The organism is Paraburkholderia gardini (genome assembly GCF_907164545.1).
GTDB classification, from domain to species: domain Bacteria; phylum Pseudomonadota; class Gammaproteobacteria; order Burkholderiales; family Burkholderiaceae; genus Paraburkholderia; species Paraburkholderia gardini.
The window spans coordinates 19,609-35,629 of the sequence record NZ_CAJQZB010000013.1 but is presented as its reverse complement, the minus strand read 5'-3'; the positions used below and the strand labels follow the sequence as shown (position 1 = coordinate 35,629).

Genomic DNA, 16,021 nt, shown 5'->3' with positions numbered 1-16,021 from the left:
ACAGAGCCGATTTCCCGTGTTTTCCGTCGCGCGCCCTTTTACCGTCCAGCCCGTGCGCGTCCGCGCAACCTCCCGCACGACATGAGGCCGCTGCTCGTCCGCCTGCATCGCTGGATGGGCGTCGCGACGGCGCTGTTCCTGTTCGTCGCCGGGCTGACCGGCGCGCTGATCGCATGGGATCATGAACTCGACGCGGCACTGAACCCGATGTTCTTCAACGCACGCACGCAGGGGCCGGCGCTGCCTTCGCTGGAACTCGCAAAACGCATCGAGGCGGCCGATCCGCGCTTTGACGTGACGTATCTGCCGCTCGGCGTCGAACCCGGCAAGACGCTACAGATGATGGTGCTGCCGCGCACCGATCCGAAGACCGGCCAGCCGTATGCGCTCGGCTTCAACCAGCTGGCCGTCGATCCCGCCACCGGCGAGATTCAGGGGCGTCGCGAATGGGGCGCGGTCTCCATCGCGCGGATCAACCTGATTCCGTTCATCTACAAGCTGCACTACACCCTGCATCTGCCGTTCATGGGCAGCTTCGATACGGGCACCTGGCTGATGGGCATCGTCGGCATCGTGTGGCTGTTCGACAGCGTGATCGCGCTCGTGCTGTCGTTCCCGAGCGTGAAGGCGTGGCGCAAGTCGTTCGCGTTTCGCGTCGGACGCGGCGGCTATGCGCTCACGTTCGATCTGCATCGCTCGGGCGGCGTCTGGATCTGGGGCGTGCTCGCGATCGTCGCGCTGACTTCGATATCGATGAATCTGTCCGACCCGGTCGTGCGGCCGGTTCTTTCGACCGTATCGACGCTCGAACCAACGCCCTTCAACAACCCCGCATTGATGCGCAAGGGCACACCGGGCCAGGCGCCGCTCACACCCGAACGCATCGTGCAGATGGCCGAAGCCGCCGGCCGCGAGCGGGGCCTCGCCGGGCCGCCGGGCGCGCTGTATTACGTGCCGTCATTCAACGCATACGGCGTGGGCTTCTTCGCGCCGGGCCACGATCACGGCGACGCCGGTCTCGGCAACGCATGGCTGTACTACAACGCGAACACCGGCAAGCTCGCGGGCGGATCGATTCCGGGCAAGGGCTCAGCCGGCGATATCTTCATGCAGGCGCAATTCCCGCTGCATTCGGGCCGCATCCTCGGCATCGGCGGACGGATCATGATGAGCTTCATCGGCATCGCGGTGGCCGTGCTGAGCGCAACAGGCCTGATGATCTGGCTGAAGAAGCTCGGCGCCCGGCGTCGCTCCGCGGCAGCGGCAGCGGCCGCCGCGCGTTCGCGCGTCACGCGGGAGTCCGCGGCGCAGTCCTGAGCGCCGCTGCGTCCATGCGGCACTTCGCGCTGCGATCCTGAAACGCGACGACGCGCGCGAGCACCCTGTTCGTCGAAGCGCTGTGGCTTAATACGCGGGCACGCCGTGCCGCCTTCCACGCGACTTCGCCATCGACATCCAGGTCATCTCATGTCTTCTGTTGCCGCATTCAAACTGGTACTGCTTTCGCTCATCGCGATCATCGGGCTCGAACTGCTCGCCAAACGCCTGCGTCTGCCACCCGCCGCCGCGTTGCTGATCGGCGGCATGGGCATGGCGTTCGTGCCGGGCCTGCCGCCCGTCAATCTCGATCCGGCGCTCGTGCTGATCGTGTTCCTGCCGCCGCTCCTGATGGACGGCGCATGGTTCTCCGTGTGGGACGAGTTCCGGCGCGATCTCGTCGGCATCCTGCTGCTGGCGATCGGCGCGGTCGCGTTCACGACGCTCGTCGTCGGCCTGATCGTGCATCTCGCGGTGCCCGCGCTGCCGCTCGCCGCCTGCTTCGCGCTGGGCGCGATCGTCTCGCCGCCTGACGCCGTCGCGGCGAAGGCCGTGCTCGAACGCGTCGCGCTGCCGCGCCGCCTGATGGTGCTGCTGGAAGGCGAAAGCCTGTTAAACGACGCGGCCGGCCTCGTGCTGTTCCGCTTCGCCGTCGCGGCCGCGTTGACCGGCGTGTTCAGCGCGCCGCACGCCATCGCGAGCTTCGCGCTTCTCGGGCTCGGCGGCATCGCGGTCGGTCTGGCCACCGGGTGGCTCTTCGTCAGGCTGCTGCGCTTTCTGAACGACTCCGGCGAGCTGTATCTCGTCATCACGGGCTCGGTGCTCGCCGGATGGATCAGCTATATCGCGGGCGAAATGCTCGAAGTCTCCGGTGTCATCGCGACGGTCACCTGCGGCATGGCGCTTGGCTGGCATCAGCACGAAATCCTCTCCGCCAACGCACGCATTCGCGGCACGGCGTTCTGGCAGGTGATGATCTTTCTGCTCGAGGCGCTGGTCTTCATCCTGATCGGCATCTCGCTGCGCGGCGTGATCGTGCGGCTTGGCGGCGTCGGCGATGCGCTGGCAACGCTGGCGCCGGCGACCGCAGCCGTGGTCGGTACCGTCGTGGTGTCGCGCTTCGTGTGGGTGTTCGCCGTCGACGGGCTGCACGGCGTGCTGCACCGGCGCATGCGCAAGGGCGCCCATGCGACCGACTGGCGCGCCGCCACGATCAAGAGCTGGGCCGGCATGCGCGGCGTGGTGACGCTGGCCGTCGCGTTGTCGCTGCCGGATGAAATGCCGGGGCGCGACCTGATTCTCGTCGCGTCGTTCGCCGTGATCCTCGTGACGGTGCTCGTGCAGGGCACGACGATCGGACCGCTGATCCGCTGGCTTGGCCCCGAGCAGCGGGCCGAACGGAACCCCCGTCATCTGACGGAGCCGCAGGCGTGGGCGCACGTCGAAGCCGCGCAGTTCACCGCGATCCAGCCGCTGGTTCACGATGCGGATGGCACCGTGATTCACCCGCGCCTGCTCGAACAGTACAGCTACCGCGCGCGTCTCACGAACTCGTATCAGGACCAGACTGAATTCCCCGCCGACCTGCGGGCCGCGCATTACGACGTCGTGCTGACGGCGATCGCGGCCGGCCGCGTCGAACTGCTGCGGATGCGTCGCGAAGGATTGATCCACGACGAGCTGCTGTGCGCGCTCGAACAGGATCTCGATTTGCAGGAAGTGTCGGCGCGTCTCGCGCGCGGATAAGCGCGAGTTGCCGGATGAACTTCAACAAGTCACCCCGATGGCCGAACTTTGACTATCCGGCGACCGCGGCACAGCCATACCGATCAGGAACACATCGATGAAAATCTTAAAAAGATGTTTATGGAATTGCGATTTTCATGAATATCTTTGTTAATTTTAAGACAGGAAACCCGTCACGTTTCCAGGTTGAAAAGTATTGCGCCAGAGCCTCCACCCGCTCGCCTCGTGGCAATATCCAAAGATATTATTAATAAAGATTTGCATGAAATTGCCTGTTTCACTATGATCTTTGTTATGCCAAAGACCTCTGTAGCCGTGCTGCAAATGCCTCCGGCCACCATAGCGGCCCTTGAGCGATTGGGGGCGGACCTGGCCGTAGCGCGCCTGCGCAGGAAGGAATCACTCGTTTCGTGGGCGTCAAGACTCGGTGTCTCTGTTCCGACCCTGATGCGCCTCGAGGCAGGAGAGCCTGGCGTGGGAATAGGCATTTACGCCACGGCCCTCTGGCTCATCGGTCGAGACGGTGCGCTCGCTGAACTGGCGGCTCCGGAAAAAGACCGGGGAGCGTTGGAGCTGGATGTGAGAGAAGCGGTTGCGCTCGGAAAATCCCGCGCGCAGGCATCCGCGGAGTCGCGGCAAAAACGCAAGGAAAAGCGAGGTGGCTGAGTGCCAAAAAGTGCCGGCACGCGATTTGACGAACTCTTCCTCTGGTTACTGGAGGACCCCGACTCGCCTCGCATGGTCGGCGAACTCAAACTGGTCGACAAGGGGGTTTCGCTCAGATACGCGAGTTCCTGGCTGAAATCCGGATTCCCGCTGAGCGAGGACCTGCCTTTGGTCGATATTGAACATCTCCCTCGTGCCAGGGGGGTCGCAGTCGGTGCCGTCGATGACGCGCGGCCTGACCGATGGGGCGAGCGAGTTATTCAGTACATCGACAGGCCTCGACGTTTGTCTCTGATGGAGTACCTGTACTTTGCCGGCGATGAACGTTTTGGCGCCATGGGCGTATCGACATCGGAAAAAAACTATCTGCCTCGCACGGTGGGGCCTTTGCCCCGGCTCCAGAACGCGCAGGCGCTAAGCGAAATCGTCTCCAAAATAAATGCAAAAGAGCCCATCACGTCGATAGAGAGAACGATGGTCGCGTCCGGAGGCAGCTTCGGCGGCGCAAAGCCGAAGGCGCTGATAGAAATCGATGGAGAACAGTGGGTCATCAAGTTTTTTAACAATGAGCCGATCGATGTGCCTCTTGTCGAACACGCTACGATGACTCTTTGTGCGAAGGCGGGTATCACCGTTGCAGAAACGCGGCTGGTGCCGCTATCCGGTGAGAACGCTATTGCGGTTCGGCGATTCGACCGGAAGGGTGTCAGGCGCATGCACTGCATATCGGCCGGCACAGCCTTGCGAGCAGCAACGCCAGAGACGGAACAACCCGACTTGAGTTATCCCGGTCTTGCGCAACTGCTGCGCCGGCTGGGTCGAACCACGGATGACGAAAACAGGCGGGAGATGGCGGAGCTATTTCGTCGAATGGTTTTCAATATCCTCGTCGATAACACCGACTACCACGAAAAAAAACACTCACTACTGGTCACGCCCAAGTCTGACGAAAAGCGGGCGGCAACGCGGGTGAACTGGCTTGGCCTTGCACCTGCCTATGATGTTGTCCCAACGAATTCAGGTCAGGGCCGTCAGGAATTCGGGATCGGCGACGAAGGCCGGGATTCAACACTATCCAATGCAATGTCGCAGTGCGCATCGTTCGGCCTGTCGACTGCCGAAGCGGCAATCGAGGTATCGAGGGTTATCCAGGTAGTGGACAGCTGGAAAGAGCACTTCACTGCCTGCGGTGTATCTCCGGCAGATGTCGAGGAGCTCGCGCAGCGCATTGATGGTGAGGAACTGCTATCGCAGCGACGAGGCTTCAAGGTTGAGGAGTACTCAGGCGCGGCCCGCAAGCGCAAGCGGTCACCCTTTCGAAGCGGATAGGACGACTCGCAGCCAGAAACTCAAAACGTCGGGCATCCGGGTTCCCGGCGTTGTATCAGCTTTATGTGACACAGCTCCTTTTCAACACGACAGGTGAAGAGCTGGACTGCGGCCCCAGGTGCCCCATCCTTCGTCCTCAGCTTCACGTTCTTCGGACGGCGGCATGCAGGTCGTCGCGCTTACGCATGCGGTCGTGATCCGCGCGGCGCTCATTCATGTGCTCGGCGCGCCGGCTGAGTCGTTCGGACGGATCGGGATCGCGCCGCTGTCGATCGTCGAATTGCGACGTTCGCGTGAAGGCGTGTGGACCTGGCGGGCGGGTGCTGGTTAAAAGCGTGGGAAGAAAGGAAAGCGGGAAGGAAACAGCAGAGGAAAAAGAGAACATGCCTTCGTACCCGCTGGGCGCCACGTCCGACGCGGTAACGTCGAAGCGCGCTCCTGCGTCGCCCACGGTAAGGCGACACGACATCCGATCCCGTAGCGGGTGGCTACGGCGGGCGGCCGGCGCAGGTATGTTGGTCCGCGCGGCTGTCCGGGCTTGAAAGCAATGTAGAAAATATACCCGGCGCGCCCCTGTAAAGGCTTCCTGATTGCCCGCCATTTTGCCGTCAAGCCGAAACGTTCTTCCGCTAGAATGATTGGCACCTGAATAATCTTCCGCCGATCCATCATGAGCACGCGAAACCGTCCACTGGACAGCCAGGACCGCAAGATCCTGCGCGAACTGCAAAGGAACGCCCGGCTCTCGAACGCGGAGCTGGCGGAACTGGTCGGCATGTCCACAACCGCCTGCTGGAACCGCACGCGGCAACTGGAATCCGACGGCTACATTCGCGGCTATGTGGCGCTGCTGGATAGCGCGAAGCTCGGCTTCGCCGATGTCGTGTTGCTCGAAGTCACGCTGGACCGTCACGACGACAACGCCCTTGCCCGCTTCGGTGCCGAACTGGCGATGCTGCCGGAAGTATTGGAGGCGTATCTGGTCTCGGGCGAATACGACTACCTGGTGAAAGTCGCCGTCGACGGTACGGCGGGATATGAGCGCTTTCTGCGCGAGAAGCTCTACAGCATCGCCGGCATTCGCCACAGCCGGTCGATGTTCGCGCTGCGCTGCATGAAGAGCGTGCCGTCGGTGCAGATCACCTGACGTCGCATTCCGCCCGGTCTTTCGCGTGATCGCGAAGCGCATCCGGACCGAAAGCCACAGCCGAACGATGCGTCAAGGCGCGTCAGTGGAAGGCGGCCCGGCTTCCTGCGACAGCCTGGCTTTGGCATGCCGCATCTTCTCAAGCGTCTTCGGTCCAAGTCTTAGTGCAACGCCGATGGCAAGCGCATCCATGATGCACAGATGCACGATGCGCGACACGCCTGGCGTATTGGGATCGATCGCGGTTGGCACGCGCAGGAGCAACGGAATGTCCACGAGCCACGCGAGACGCGAGCCGACGTTCGTCAGGCCGATCGTCGTGGCGCCGCGCTCCTTCGCGATCTGGATGCTTTCGTTGACTTCGACGCTGCGTCCCGAATGCGAGATCGCGAACGCGATGTCGCCGGGTTCCATCAGACCCGCGTAAAGCCGTTGCAGATGACCGTCGGTGAAAGCGCTCGCCGCGATGTCGAGTCGCAGAAAACGTAGCGCCGCGTCCTGCACCGCGAGCCCGGAGCCCGAACCGACGCCGAAGAAATACACGCGCCGGGCCGTGGCGATCGCCGAAATCGCCGCTTCGACCGCCGAGGGCTCCAGTGCGCCGCGCGCATGCGTGATGCCTTGTACTGCTGCTTCGCTAACCTTGTCGAAGAGCGTCTGCAGGTCGTCGTCACGCGCGACGGCCGTCGATGCATACGGCAGCCCGCCCGCGACGCTCTGCGCAAGCAGCATCTTGAAGTCGCGCAGCCCGTGTGCGCCGATCGCGCGGCAAAAGCGCGTAACCGAAGGCTCCGAGACGTCGGCGCGCTGCGCGAGTTCGGTGATGCTGGCGCGCATCGCGAAGTCGACGTCGCCGAGCACCATGTCGGCGACCTTGCGTTCGGCCGGCCGCAGCGACGCAAGCGCGTTGCGAATATGGGGAATCAGGTTCGGAGCGGACACCCGTGTGTTCCTGTTGGGTTAAAAACTCCGCGTTCCGTCATTGCTCCGACGGCTCCGGCAACACGCGGATTCAGCCAAGCCTGGCACCACTTTGCGTGTCGAACAGATGCAGATGTCGGGACGGCAGCCCAAGCCCGACACGCTGGCCAGGCTCGATCGTCGAGCGCTGACGCGTCGTGACACACCACGTGCTGCCGCCAATTTGCCCGTACAGATGGGTTTCCGCACCCGTCGGCTCGACGACTTCCACTTCCATCGCCACGCCCGTGTGCGCCGCGGTATCCGTTTCGATGTGCTCCGGCCGGATGCCGAGCGTCACGCGCGCGCCCGGCGCCGCATACGCTTTCGCCGCCTCCGGCAGCGGAATCACGTGACCGTCGGAAAGCGCGAGCGCGAAGCCCAGGTCGCCCTGCACGATCGAGCCTTCCGCGAAATTCATCGAAGGCGAGCCGAGGAAGCTCGCGACAAACAGGTTCGCCGGACGATCGTAAAGTTCAAGCGGACGGCCCACCTGCTCGATGCGGCCCGCGTTCATCACGACGATACGGTCGGCCATCGTCATCGCTTCGATCTGGTCGTGCGTGACGTAGATGATCGTGTTCTTCAGGCGTTGATGCAGCGCCTTGATTTCCGTGCGCATCTGCACACGCAGTTTGGCGTCGAGGTTCGACAGCGGTTCGTCGAACAGAAACAGCGACGGCTCGCGCACCACCGCGCGGCCCATCGCCACACGCTGACGCTGGCCGCCCGACAGCGCGCGCGGCAGACGGTCCAGATAGCTGCCGAGATTCAGCATCTTCGCGGCCGACTCGATACGCGGTTTGAAATTCTTCTCCGATTCCTTGCGGATGCGCGGCCCGAACGCGATGTTTTCGTACACCGACAGATGCGGATAAAGCGCGTAGCTCTGGAACACCATCGAAATATTGCGTTCCTGCGGCGCAAGCGCATTCGCCCGCGTGCCGCCGATCATCAGATCGCCGCCGCTGATCTCCTCGAGACCGGCCACCATGCGCATCAGCGTGCTCTTGCCGCAGCCCGAAGGGCCGACCAGCACGACGAACTCGCCGTCTTCGATATGAAGGTCGATGCCATGCACGACCTGCGTATCGCCGTAGCGCTTGAAAATGCCGCTCAGTTGCACTGCTGCCATGCTGTCCTCGTCAGGATCCAGAGCGCCGCGTGTGATGCGCGACGTTCATCGTTCGAACTGCTTTAACTGCTTTAACTGCTTTAATCTTTGGAACCGGGCTTTGGCCTAGAACTGCTCCAGCGTCAGTTCCTCCGCCATCATGCGGTTGCCCGCCATCAGGCCGCCGTCCACCGGCAACGCCACGCCGGTGATCACCCGCGCTGCCGGCGACGCCAGGAACAGCACCGCGTCGGCGATATCGTCGGGCGTCGCGAAGTCGCGCAGCGGATACCATTTCTTGAGCGCCTCGAAAACCTGCGGGTTCTTGTCGACGCGCGCCTGCCACGCCTGCGTCTTGACCGTGCCCGGGCAGACGATGTTCGCGCGGATGCCGTAGCGCCCCAGTTCCAGCGCAAGCGCCTTCGTATAACTGATGAGACCCGCCTTGGCCGCGCTATACGCGGGGTGCCCAAGCGATGCCATGCCGTTCACCGAGCCGATCAGCACGAGCACACCGCGCTCGCGCTCGATCATCGCCGTGCGCACCGCTTCGACCGTGTGATACGTGCCGTTCAGATTCAGATGGACGTCGCGCTGCCAGCTGGCGGCGTCGGTTTTCGCGAGCGTCAGGCCTTCGGCCGCGCCCGCGTTGGCGACCACCACGTCGACCGGCCCGCGCTCCGCCACGGCCTTCGCCACCGCGTCGTTCACCGCCGCGGCGTCGCCGATGTCGACCGCCACTGGCGTGACATGCGCGGCACCGAGCTCAGCGGCCAGCGCGGCAAGCGCGGTCGCGTCGATATCGAGCGCCAGCACCGTATCGCCCTGTTCCACGAAGCGTTTGCACAACACCCTGCCGATTCCGCCGCAGGCACCCGTCACCAAGACCACGCGCTTCATGTCCGTCCTCGCCGATGTTGCCTTTGCGCGCCGTTTCTCATCCGGCGACGCCTTGACTGCCCGTAAAACTGCTCCCTGATTCGTGCCTGCCGCATCTTTTGCGAAGGCCGCGGCCACTCGTTGTTTTTACCTTACGACGGCTGTAAATTTCCTACAAACACGGCGCCTGGCGGGCTTTCCTGCGCATCCGGCTTTTGCCCGGCGCATTCCTGCACCGCACAAATATGCCTTCTTTACAGCATATTAAGCACAAAGTGCCTGGATAAAAAATATGGCGAACCCTACGTGACAACTATTTTTTCGTCCTGTAGGATTTTTTCAAACAATCCAAACCCAGCAGCCGGCTACGGCGGCAGACCACCCCAGGAGAGACGAAAATGTCGTTGCATGCACGTGCTTCACTTACGCTCGGCAAGCTGGCCGTTGCGCTTACCCTCGCCGGTATCGCAATGTCGGCACAGGCCGATACGGTCCGGGTGACCGTTGCCCACTACAGCGATTCGACCGCGCCGTACTTCGAGAAAATGGCCAAGGAGTTCGAAAAGGCCAATCCCGGCACCACGATCAAGATCGAAGACGTGAACTGGGACACGTTGCAACAAAAGCTGCAGACGGACATCTCGGGCAACGCCAACGCCGATCTGGCCATCGTCGGCACGCGCTGGCTGCTGGATTTCGTGAAGGACGACGTGGCTGAGCCGCTCGACGGCTACATGGACGCGTCGTTCAAGTCGCGCTTCATCGGCCCGTTCCTCGCACCGAGCGAGATCGGCGGCAAGACCTACGGCCTGCCGATCGCCGCATCCGCCCGCGCGCTGTACTACAACAAGGATCTGCTTGCCTCGGTCGGCTATCCGAACGGCCCGAAGACGTGGAACGACGTCATCGATGCGTCGAAGAAGCTGAAGGCCAGGGGCGTGGCCGGCTTCGGTCTGCAAGGCAAGGAAATCGAAACGGACGTGTACTTCTACTACGCGTTGTGGACCGAAGGCGGCGACGTGCTGGGCAAGGACGGCAAGGCAGCGTTCAATTCGCCCGCTGGCGTGAAGGCCGCGACGATGTACAAGCAGATGATCGACGAAGGCCTGACGCAACCGGGCGTGACGGGCTACAGCCGCGAGGACGTGCAGAACCTGTTCAAGCAGGGCCGCGTCGCGATGGTGATTTCCGCACCGTTCCTCGCCAAGCAGATCAAGAAGGAAGCGCCGACGCTCAAGTACGGTATCGATCCGATTCCGATGGGCACGAAGGCTGCCACGTACGCCGTCACCGATTCGATCGTGATGTTCAAGAACTCGAAGGTGAAGAAGGACGCGTGGAAGTTCCTCGACTTCCTGTTCACGAAGCAACCGCGTGTCGAGTTCACGAGCACCGAAGGTTTCCTGCCGACGACGAAGGCTGAAGCGACCGATCCGGTGTTCAACGATCCGGACACGAAGGCATTCGTCGCGCTGCTGCCGACCGCGAAGTTCGCACCGACGGTAACGGGCTGGGAAGACACCGCGAAGGCCGTGACCGACGCGATGCAGGCAATTTACCTCGGCAAGGCCAAGCCGGCGGACGCGTTGAACAACGCGGCCACGCAGGCGAACAAGGCGCTGGGTCATTGATCCGGCGGGCCGCATCGAAGCGATTCATGTTTTGAATGCGGCCCGTTTGCTGTTTTCCGGGCTTGAGCGAACGTAGCGTATAGCAGTCGAAGCAGTTCGAGCCCCGCCTTGATCGGCCCATTCTGGCGCGCCGGCGTGATATTGCATCATGGCCGGCGCCTCTTTTGATCGAGCACGCATGAGCCGTCCCGCTTCTTCCCGCCTTCCGGCGCCCTGGTTGCTGATTGCGCCGAGTCTGATCCTCGCGCTCTTCATCATCAGCTATCCAGTTTTCAGCATCGTGTGGCAGTCCGTGCATGAGGTATCGCGCTTTGGTGCGATCCGCGACTTCATCGGACTTGAAAATTTCAACGCGATCTTTACCGATCCCGTGTTTCTCGGTGTAGTGCGCCGCACGCTTGTGTGGACCGTGTGCGTTGTAGGCGGCACGATCCTCGCATCGGTGCCGGTTGCGCTGGTGCTCAACCAGGATTTCCACGGTCGTGGCATTGCGCGCACGATCGTGATGTTGCCGTGGTCCGTTTCGCTGACGATGACGGCCGTTGTCTGGCGCTGGTCGTTCAACGACGACTACGGCATGGTCAACGTGACGCTGCAGCGTTTAGGCCTGATTTCAGGCCCGATTCACTGGCTCGCCACGCCGGGGCTCGCGTTCGCCGTGGAAATCGGGGTCGGGATTCTCGTATCCATTCCCTTCACCGTGACGATTCTGCTTGGCGGTCTGTCTTCGGTACCGGGCGATATTTACGAAGCCGCGCGCATGGATGGCGCGAGCGCGTGGCAGATGTTCCGCAAGCTGACGCTGCCGCTGCTGCGTCCGTTCGTGAACATGGCGATCCTGCTGAACGTGATTTACGTGTTCAACTCGTTCCCGATCATCTGGGTGATGACGCAGGGCGGCCCCGACAACGGCACGCACATTCTCGTGACCTATCTGTATGAACTTGGTTTCAGGCTTGGCCGGCCCGGCCAGGCGGCCGCCGTGTCGCTCATCATGCTGGTCATGCTACTGATTTTCTCGATGGTGTATCTGCGCCTTCAGCCGAAATCGTCAGGAGACCTCGCATGAGCCTCAAGATGAAACGCACCCTCTGGTGCTGGCTCGCGCTTGCGCCGCTGGTTATCGTGATCCTGTTTCCGTTCGCGGTGATGCTGTTCACCGCGCTCAAGCCTGCTAACGAAGTGTTCGTTTATCCGGCGCGCTGGCTGCCGGTGCACTGGCAGTGGCAAAACTTCGTCGATATGTGGACGGCGGCGAACTTCGGCGTTGCGCTGCGCAACAGCACGGTGATCAGCCTGCTTTCGACGGCGCTGGCGCTGGCTGTCAGCCTGCCGGCGGCCTACGCGCTAGCGCGCTTTCCGTTCAAGGGACGCGGCGTGTATCGTCAGTTCCTGCTCGTCACGCAGATGCTTTCGCCGATTCTGCTGGTAGTGGGTCTGTTCCGGCTTGCCGCGATGATTCCTTATGGCGACGGCAATCTGGTCGATTCGAAGATCGGCGTGATCGTTTCCTACGCGGCGTTCAACATCGCGTTTGCGGTGTGGATGCTGTCGTCGTATTTCCAGACCGTGCCGCGCGATCTCGAAGAGTCGGCGTGGCTCGAGGGCTGCAGCCGGACGAAGGCGGTTTTCAAGGTGTTCCTGCCGCTGGCGGTGCCCGCGATCGTCGTGACCGCGATCTTCACGTTCATCAACGCGTGGAATGAGTTTGCCGTGGTCTATACGCTCATTCGTTCGCCGGAGAACAAGACGTTGACCGTGCAGGTGACGGATATGGTGGCGGGCAAGTATGTCGTCGAATGGCATCTTGTGATGGCCGCGACGTTGTGCGCTACGTTGCCCGTTTCGGTAGTGTTTGCGTGGTTGCAGCGGTATCTGGTCAAGGGCCTGGCGCTGGGCGCGGTGAAGTGAGGGTGAGCGACAGAGCAATCTGTCGCTCCGGCTCAGCCAGGCGTCCAGCGATAAACAATAATGCTGGACTCGTTGTAGTTATCCTTCGTGAGGACGTACTCGCCGGTCGATCGCAGGTATGACCTGAGGCCATACATCGAATCCACGTCATTGCCGACATCCACGCTGGTGGGGCTGGTGTTGGTCAATGTCATGTCCAGGTTGCCTGTGTTGAGATTGAACGCGTCGATGTTGGGTACGGTGTGTACGTATCCGACAAACAGATAGTTGCCGGCCGCCGTGATCGACTTGGGATTGGGGTTGGCGATGTTGATCACCGGGTTCGGCGATCTCTGGTTTCCCGCGCGCCAGCCGTGATACACCTCGATCCTCGTGCCGATCGACGTCCAGTCCGTGCTCCCGACAATGCCTTGCGCCAGGATCATCGTGTCGCTATCCGCGAGGTAGATGATTCGCGTCATCGGTCTGATGGACATCGGCGTGGAGTACGTCACTGCCGCACCCCAGGCCGGCTTGCCGTCGGCATCGAATCCAGTCAGCGGGTAGTAGTAGATATGGTTCGTCCTGTCGAGGCCGGCCCAGATGTTTCCATTGCTGTCGAGCGAAAATCCGCCCGTGACGGGCGCAGTCGTATTGAACGCCGTACCCGGTAGCGAGGCGTCCGGTATTGCGATGTAGCCATTGGCCGCGTTGAAATGAAAGAAGTAGAAAATCCCGGGATTCTGGCCGGATGCTACAAGAATCCGGTTTGCACCGACGGTGGCGATTTGCCCGAAATGCTGGCCGCGCTGACCGTCGTTGAGGGCGATGCGTGGATCCGACGGATAGTCGACCGGATCGACGGTGTTCGCTACGAATGTTCCGCCGGCGGTGCCGGTGTAGACGTTGAAACCGCCATAGAAGTACGCGCCGTCTGTAGCAGGGTCGGGCGCGCCGTTGCCTTCGAAGTTCAGCGCCTGAAGCTTCCATCGCAGGTTACCCGAGCTGTCGTAGGCGTGAATGTCGGTGGTGCCATTGCGGCCGAGGTCCCAGGTTCCACCCCATGGGTTGTTGAGGACATACAGGTTGCCAGCGGCGTCTTTGCCGATGCCGGTAACGCGGGTGAACCGCTTGTCGCCGACCTGACCTTTGATGCCAGCCGTGGTGTCGAGATACCCGCCCTGAATGCCGAATGTGCCGACCTGAACGGGCCTGCCGACGATACTGAATATCTTGATGTTCATGTCGGGCCCCTCGTCGCCCGCCATGAGCTGCCGGGTCGTCGGGTCGAAATACAGCGCGGACGGCCGGGACGCAGCGGACATCTGGATCGTATTCAAAGGTGCGCCCGCGAGACTGAATTCGACGATCCTGCCCGTACTTTCCTGCGCAACCCAGATGTTGCCTGCGCCGTCCACCGCGAGCGCACCGGGACCTGAAACATTGATATCCCGCTGCCAGACGCCATCCGTGCTAAAGACCCGGACGCGATTGCCAGGAAAGTCGCTCGCGTAAAGGAGCGAGCCCGATGTCGCGAGTCCCGTGATGACATCGGCACGCGCCTCGGTCGTGGTTGCGCTAACGGGAATGACGAGGTCGCGTGTTTGCGTGGTCCGGTTGTACCGCCCCACCCGTCCGCCGCCGTCCGTTCTGCTGAACTGCAAGGCGGCGAAGATCGACGTTGCATTGCCCGTGATGGCGCTGCCCTGGAAATCATTGTGCAGCCCGATGGAACCTGCGCTCTGGCCGTTCCGGTAGATAGCAACGCCGCCCTCGTTTTCATCCCACATCGATGCTGTATAGATCACGCCCTCGGGCGCTACCCACATGGAACGCGCACCGTTACCGACGTAAGTCGTATTCGTCCCAAACGTGTTCGCCAGCCAGTCAGTGGTGTACTGCGCCTGACATTCCGGTGCAGTTGCCGCGATCAGCACGACGGCGGCGAGCAGGGCACGGATGCTTTTATTAGCCAATGCGCATGGCGTATGCGGAACAATCGAGGCCGCTGCCGGACAAGGCGCGGAGAACATCGGCTCTCGTATCCAGCGGGCGAAGCTGTCGCTTAAGGTCGATGCGATTCTGGTCAGCATAAGTCCTTGCCCTTTGCGTTTTACAGCGGGCACGATACTCGTGAAAGCCGTCCGGTAGCAAACTTGTAGTCACTGGGAATAAATCTGGTGACGGCCAGTTTTACGTTGAGGATATGTAGCGGATCGGGCGTCTGCCGGAAACGGGCGACATCGCGCTCCAGTCAGGCGGCAAGTAGACTTGCGGCATTCGTGCAGTGATCTAAAAAGCCCACTGCGAATTCCCACAGCCTCCCCGAAACTCATGCTCCTTCGTGAAGACCACAACACCCTGCCCCCTGCCTCTTCCTCTCGACCGGTCGACGCCGACGCATTGCAAGACCCGGCCCTGCTGCGCCGACTGCTACGCGCCAGGGACCGCATGGACGCCGCCTCGCACGAAGCCTGGCCCGTCAAGCGCCTGGCCGAGGTCAGTGGCGTTTCCGAAGCCCATTTCGCGCGCTCCTTCAAGCGAGCCTTCGGCGTCCCACCGCACCGGTATCTGCTCACACGGCGCATCGAGCAGGCCACCACCCTGCTGCGCGACACCGGGTTCAGCATCACGGAAATTGCCTTCGCCACCGGCTGGGAGAGCCTGGGCACCTTCGGCCGCATATTCCACGACATCACCGGGCGAAGCCCCAGCGCCATGCGCCTCGAGGCCCAGGCCAACATGCCTCAGCTCGACCGTGTGCCCGCCTGCGTCCTGAAGGCCGCACAGCGCCCCGATCTCACCATCGCAGTTTTGGAGAAGCGCCGCCGCGTGGCTAAAGATACATTCCGTAAATCAATCAAGGAGGTGTCATGAACCAGGGTATCAATGTGGTGGGCCTGTACGTCGACAGCCAGGACGAAGCGCTCACGTTCTACGTCGACAAACTCGGATTCCGCATCCATACGGACGTGCGCAACGGTTCCTACCGCTGGCTCACGGTCCAGCATCCGGAACAGCCTTCGTTCCAGCTTGGCCTGTTCACACCCGGTCCGCCCATCCACGACGACGCCACCGCGCAAACCCTGCGCGCCATGGTCGCCAAAGGCGCCATGCCGCCCCTGGTCCTCTCGGTGGCCGACTGCCGCGCCAGCTACGCGCAGCTGAAAGCCCGTGGCGTGGAATTCACGCAGGAGCCGGTAGACCGCTTCGGCAGCGTCGATGCCGGTTTCCGCGACCCCGCCGGCAACGGCTGGAAGATGATCGAGGCCCCGAAGAGCACGACGTGAAGAACGTGCCCTTCAGGCTGGTCGTGACGGTCCGGTCGAATGCGTCCCCGGC

The 16,021-nt window shown here is 62.2% G+C and carries 15 protein-coding genes; 11 read left to right on the top strand and 4 right to left on the bottom strand.

What is annotated here, in order from left to right; translation table 11 throughout:
• Nucleotides 1-81 precede the first annotated feature (81 nt).
• From LPA37_RS11650 to LPA37_RS11625, 6 genes are all read left to right on the top strand, one after another.
• Complete coding sequence (locus LPA37_RS11650; RefSeq protein WP_229012619.1) at nucleotides 82-1,317, top strand: PepSY-associated TM helix domain-containing protein; 1,236 nt, start codon at nucleotides 82-84, stop codon at nucleotides 1,315-1,317.
• A 150-nt stretch (nucleotides 1,318-1,467) separates the two neighbouring features.
• Nucleotides 1,468-3,063 carry a Na+/H+ antiporter gene (locus LPA37_RS11645; RefSeq protein ID WP_228979667.1) on the top strand — a complete coding sequence of 532 codons (1,596 nt, stop codon included), beginning with the start codon at nucleotides 1,468-1,470 and terminating at the stop codon, nucleotides 3,061-3,063.
• 225 nt (nucleotides 3,064-3,288) lie between these two features.
• Nucleotides 3,289-3,729, top strand: coding sequence for an XRE family transcriptional regulator (locus tag LPA37_RS11640; RefSeq protein WP_229012618.1), 441 nt, complete (start codon nucleotides 3,289-3,291; stop codon nucleotides 3,727-3,729).
• Nucleotides 3,730-3,801: 72 nt separating this feature from the next.
• Complete coding sequence (locus tag LPA37_RS11635) at nucleotides 3,802-5,058, top strand: type II toxin-antitoxin system HipA family toxin (RefSeq protein ID WP_229012617.1); 1,257 nt, start codon at nucleotides 3,802-3,804, stop codon at nucleotides 5,056-5,058.
• A 163-nt stretch (nucleotides 5,059-5,221) separates the two neighbouring features.
• Nucleotides 5,222-5,389, top strand: coding sequence for a histidine phosphatase family protein (locus LPA37_RS11630; RefSeq protein WP_267478165.1), 168 nt, complete (start codon nucleotides 5,222-5,224; stop codon nucleotides 5,387-5,389).
• 339 nt (nucleotides 5,390-5,728) lie between these two features.
• Nucleotides 5,729-6,205: an Lrp/AsnC family transcriptional regulator gene (locus LPA37_RS11625; RefSeq protein WP_229012616.1), complete on the top strand. Its 477-nt coding sequence runs from the start codon at nucleotides 5,729-5,731 to the stop codon at nucleotides 6,203-6,205.
• A gap of 72 nt (nucleotides 6,206-6,277) precedes the next feature.
• Here LPA37_RS11625 and LPA37_RS11620 read toward each other — a convergent pair whose 3' ends face one another.
• From LPA37_RS11620 to LPA37_RS11610, 3 genes are all read right to left on the bottom strand, one after another.
• Entirely contained in the window at nucleotides 6,278-7,147 is an 870-nt protein-coding gene (locus LPA37_RS11620) for a MurR/RpiR family transcriptional regulator (protein ID WP_228979676.1), read from the bottom strand.
• Between the two features lie 70 nt (nucleotides 7,148-7,217).
• Complete coding sequence (locus LPA37_RS11615) at nucleotides 7,218-8,300, bottom strand: ABC transporter ATP-binding protein (protein ID WP_229012615.1); 1,083 nt, start codon at nucleotides 8,298-8,300, stop codon at nucleotides 7,218-7,220.
• A gap of 105 nt (nucleotides 8,301-8,405) precedes the next feature.
• Nucleotides 8,406-9,179 carry an SDR family oxidoreductase gene (locus LPA37_RS11610; RefSeq protein WP_228979679.1) on the bottom strand — a complete coding sequence of 258 codons (774 nt, stop codon included), beginning with the start codon at nucleotides 9,177-9,179 and terminating at the stop codon, nucleotides 8,406-8,408.
• 377 nt (nucleotides 9,180-9,556) lie between these two features.
• Here LPA37_RS11610 and LPA37_RS11605 point away from each other — a divergent pair, with 377 nt between their 5' ends.
• From LPA37_RS11605 to LPA37_RS11595, 3 genes are all read left to right on the top strand, one after another.
• Complete coding sequence (locus LPA37_RS11605; protein WP_228979680.1) at nucleotides 9,557-10,789, top strand: ABC transporter substrate-binding protein; 1,233 nt, start codon at nucleotides 9,557-9,559, stop codon at nucleotides 10,787-10,789.
• 178 nt (nucleotides 10,790-10,967) lie between these two features.
• A complete protein-coding gene (locus LPA37_RS11600; RefSeq protein ID WP_228979683.1) occupies nucleotides 10,968-11,858 on the top strand; it encodes a carbohydrate ABC transporter permease in 891 nt (296 codons plus the stop codon).
• Nucleotides 11,855-12,700 carry a carbohydrate ABC transporter permease gene (locus tag LPA37_RS11595; RefSeq protein ID WP_228979684.1) on the top strand — a complete coding sequence of 282 codons (846 nt, stop codon included), beginning with the start codon at nucleotides 11,855-11,857 and terminating at the stop codon, nucleotides 12,698-12,700. Before LPA37_RS11600 ends, LPA37_RS11595 begins: the two co-directional genes overlap by 4 nt.
• Nucleotides 12,701-12,732: 32 nt before the next feature.
• Here LPA37_RS11595 and LPA37_RS11590 read toward each other — a convergent pair whose 3' ends face one another.
• Nucleotides 12,733-14,712: an SMP-30/gluconolaconase/LRE-like region family protein gene (locus tag LPA37_RS11590; RefSeq protein WP_407672514.1), complete on the bottom strand. Its 1,980-nt coding sequence runs from the start codon at nucleotides 14,710-14,712 to the stop codon at nucleotides 12,733-12,735.
• A gap of 301 nt (nucleotides 14,713-15,013) precedes the next feature.
• Between LPA37_RS11590 and LPA37_RS11585 the strand changes: the two genes are divergently transcribed.
• Together LPA37_RS11585 and LPA37_RS11580 are read left to right on the top strand one after the other, a co-directional pair.
• Nucleotides 15,014-15,556 (top strand): helix-turn-helix transcriptional regulator, encoded by a 543-nt coding sequence (locus tag LPA37_RS11585; RefSeq protein WP_229012614.1) that lies wholly within the window; start codon nucleotides 15,014-15,016, stop codon nucleotides 15,554-15,556.
• The gene (locus tag LPA37_RS11580) at nucleotides 15,553-15,969 is read left to right on the top strand and encodes a VOC family protein (protein WP_228979701.1); all 417 of its coding nucleotides are present in this window, start codon (nucleotides 15,553-15,555) and stop codon (nucleotides 15,967-15,969) included. Before LPA37_RS11585 ends, LPA37_RS11580 begins: the two co-directional genes overlap by 4 nt.
• The last annotated feature ends 52 nt before the right edge of the window (nucleotides 15,970-16,021 follow it).

What these genes read in the sequence shown, in the direction of transcription:
- LPA37_RS11600 (WP_228979683.1), top strand. Translation starts at nt 10,968, where the DNA reads ATGAGCCGTCCCGCTTCTTCCCGCCTTCCGGCGCCCTGGTTGCTGATT.
- LPA37_RS11585 (WP_229012614.1), top strand. Translation starts at nt 15,014, where the DNA reads ATGCTCCTTCGTGAAGACCACAACACCCTGCCCCCTGCCTCTTCCTCT.
- LPA37_RS11650 (WP_229012619.1), top strand. Translation starts at nt 82, where the DNA reads ATGAGGCCGCTGCTCGTCCGCCTGCATCGCTGGATGGGCGTCGCGACG.
- LPA37_RS11580 (WP_228979701.1), top strand. Translation starts at nt 15,553, where the DNA reads ATGAACCAGGGTATCAATGTGGTGGGCCTGTACGTCGACAGCCAGGAC.
- LPA37_RS11635 (WP_229012617.1), top strand. Translation starts at nt 3,802, where the DNA reads ATGGTCGGCGAACTCAAACTGGTCGACAAGGGGGTTTCGCTCAGATAC.
- LPA37_RS11615 (WP_229012615.1), bottom strand. Translation starts at nt 8,300, where the DNA reads ATGGCAGCAGTGCAACTGAGCGGCATTTTCAAGCGCTACGGCGATACG.
- LPA37_RS11610 (WP_228979679.1), bottom strand. Translation starts at nt 9,179, where the DNA reads ATGAAGCGCGTGGTCTTGGTGACGGGTGCCTGCGGCGGAATCGGCAGG.
- LPA37_RS11625 (WP_229012616.1), top strand. Translation starts at nt 5,729, where the DNA reads ATGAGCACGCGAAACCGTCCACTGGACAGCCAGGACCGCAAGATCCTG.
- LPA37_RS11605 (WP_228979680.1), top strand. Translation starts at nt 9,557, where the DNA reads ATGTCGTTGCATGCACGTGCTTCACTTACGCTCGGCAAGCTGGCCGTT.
- LPA37_RS11630 (WP_267478165.1), top strand. Translation starts at nt 5,222, where the DNA reads ATGCAGGTCGTCGCGCTTACGCATGCGGTCGTGATCCGCGCGGCGCTC.
- LPA37_RS11595 (WP_228979684.1), top strand. Translation starts at nt 11,855, where the DNA reads ATGAGCCTCAAGATGAAACGCACCCTCTGGTGCTGGCTCGCGCTTGCG.
- LPA37_RS11645 (WP_228979667.1), top strand. Translation starts at nt 1,468, where the DNA reads ATGTCTTCTGTTGCCGCATTCAAACTGGTACTGCTTTCGCTCATCGCG.
- LPA37_RS11590 (WP_407672514.1), bottom strand. Translation starts at nt 14,712, where the DNA reads ATGTTCTCCGCGCCTTGTCCGGCAGCGGCCTCGATTGTTCCGCATACG.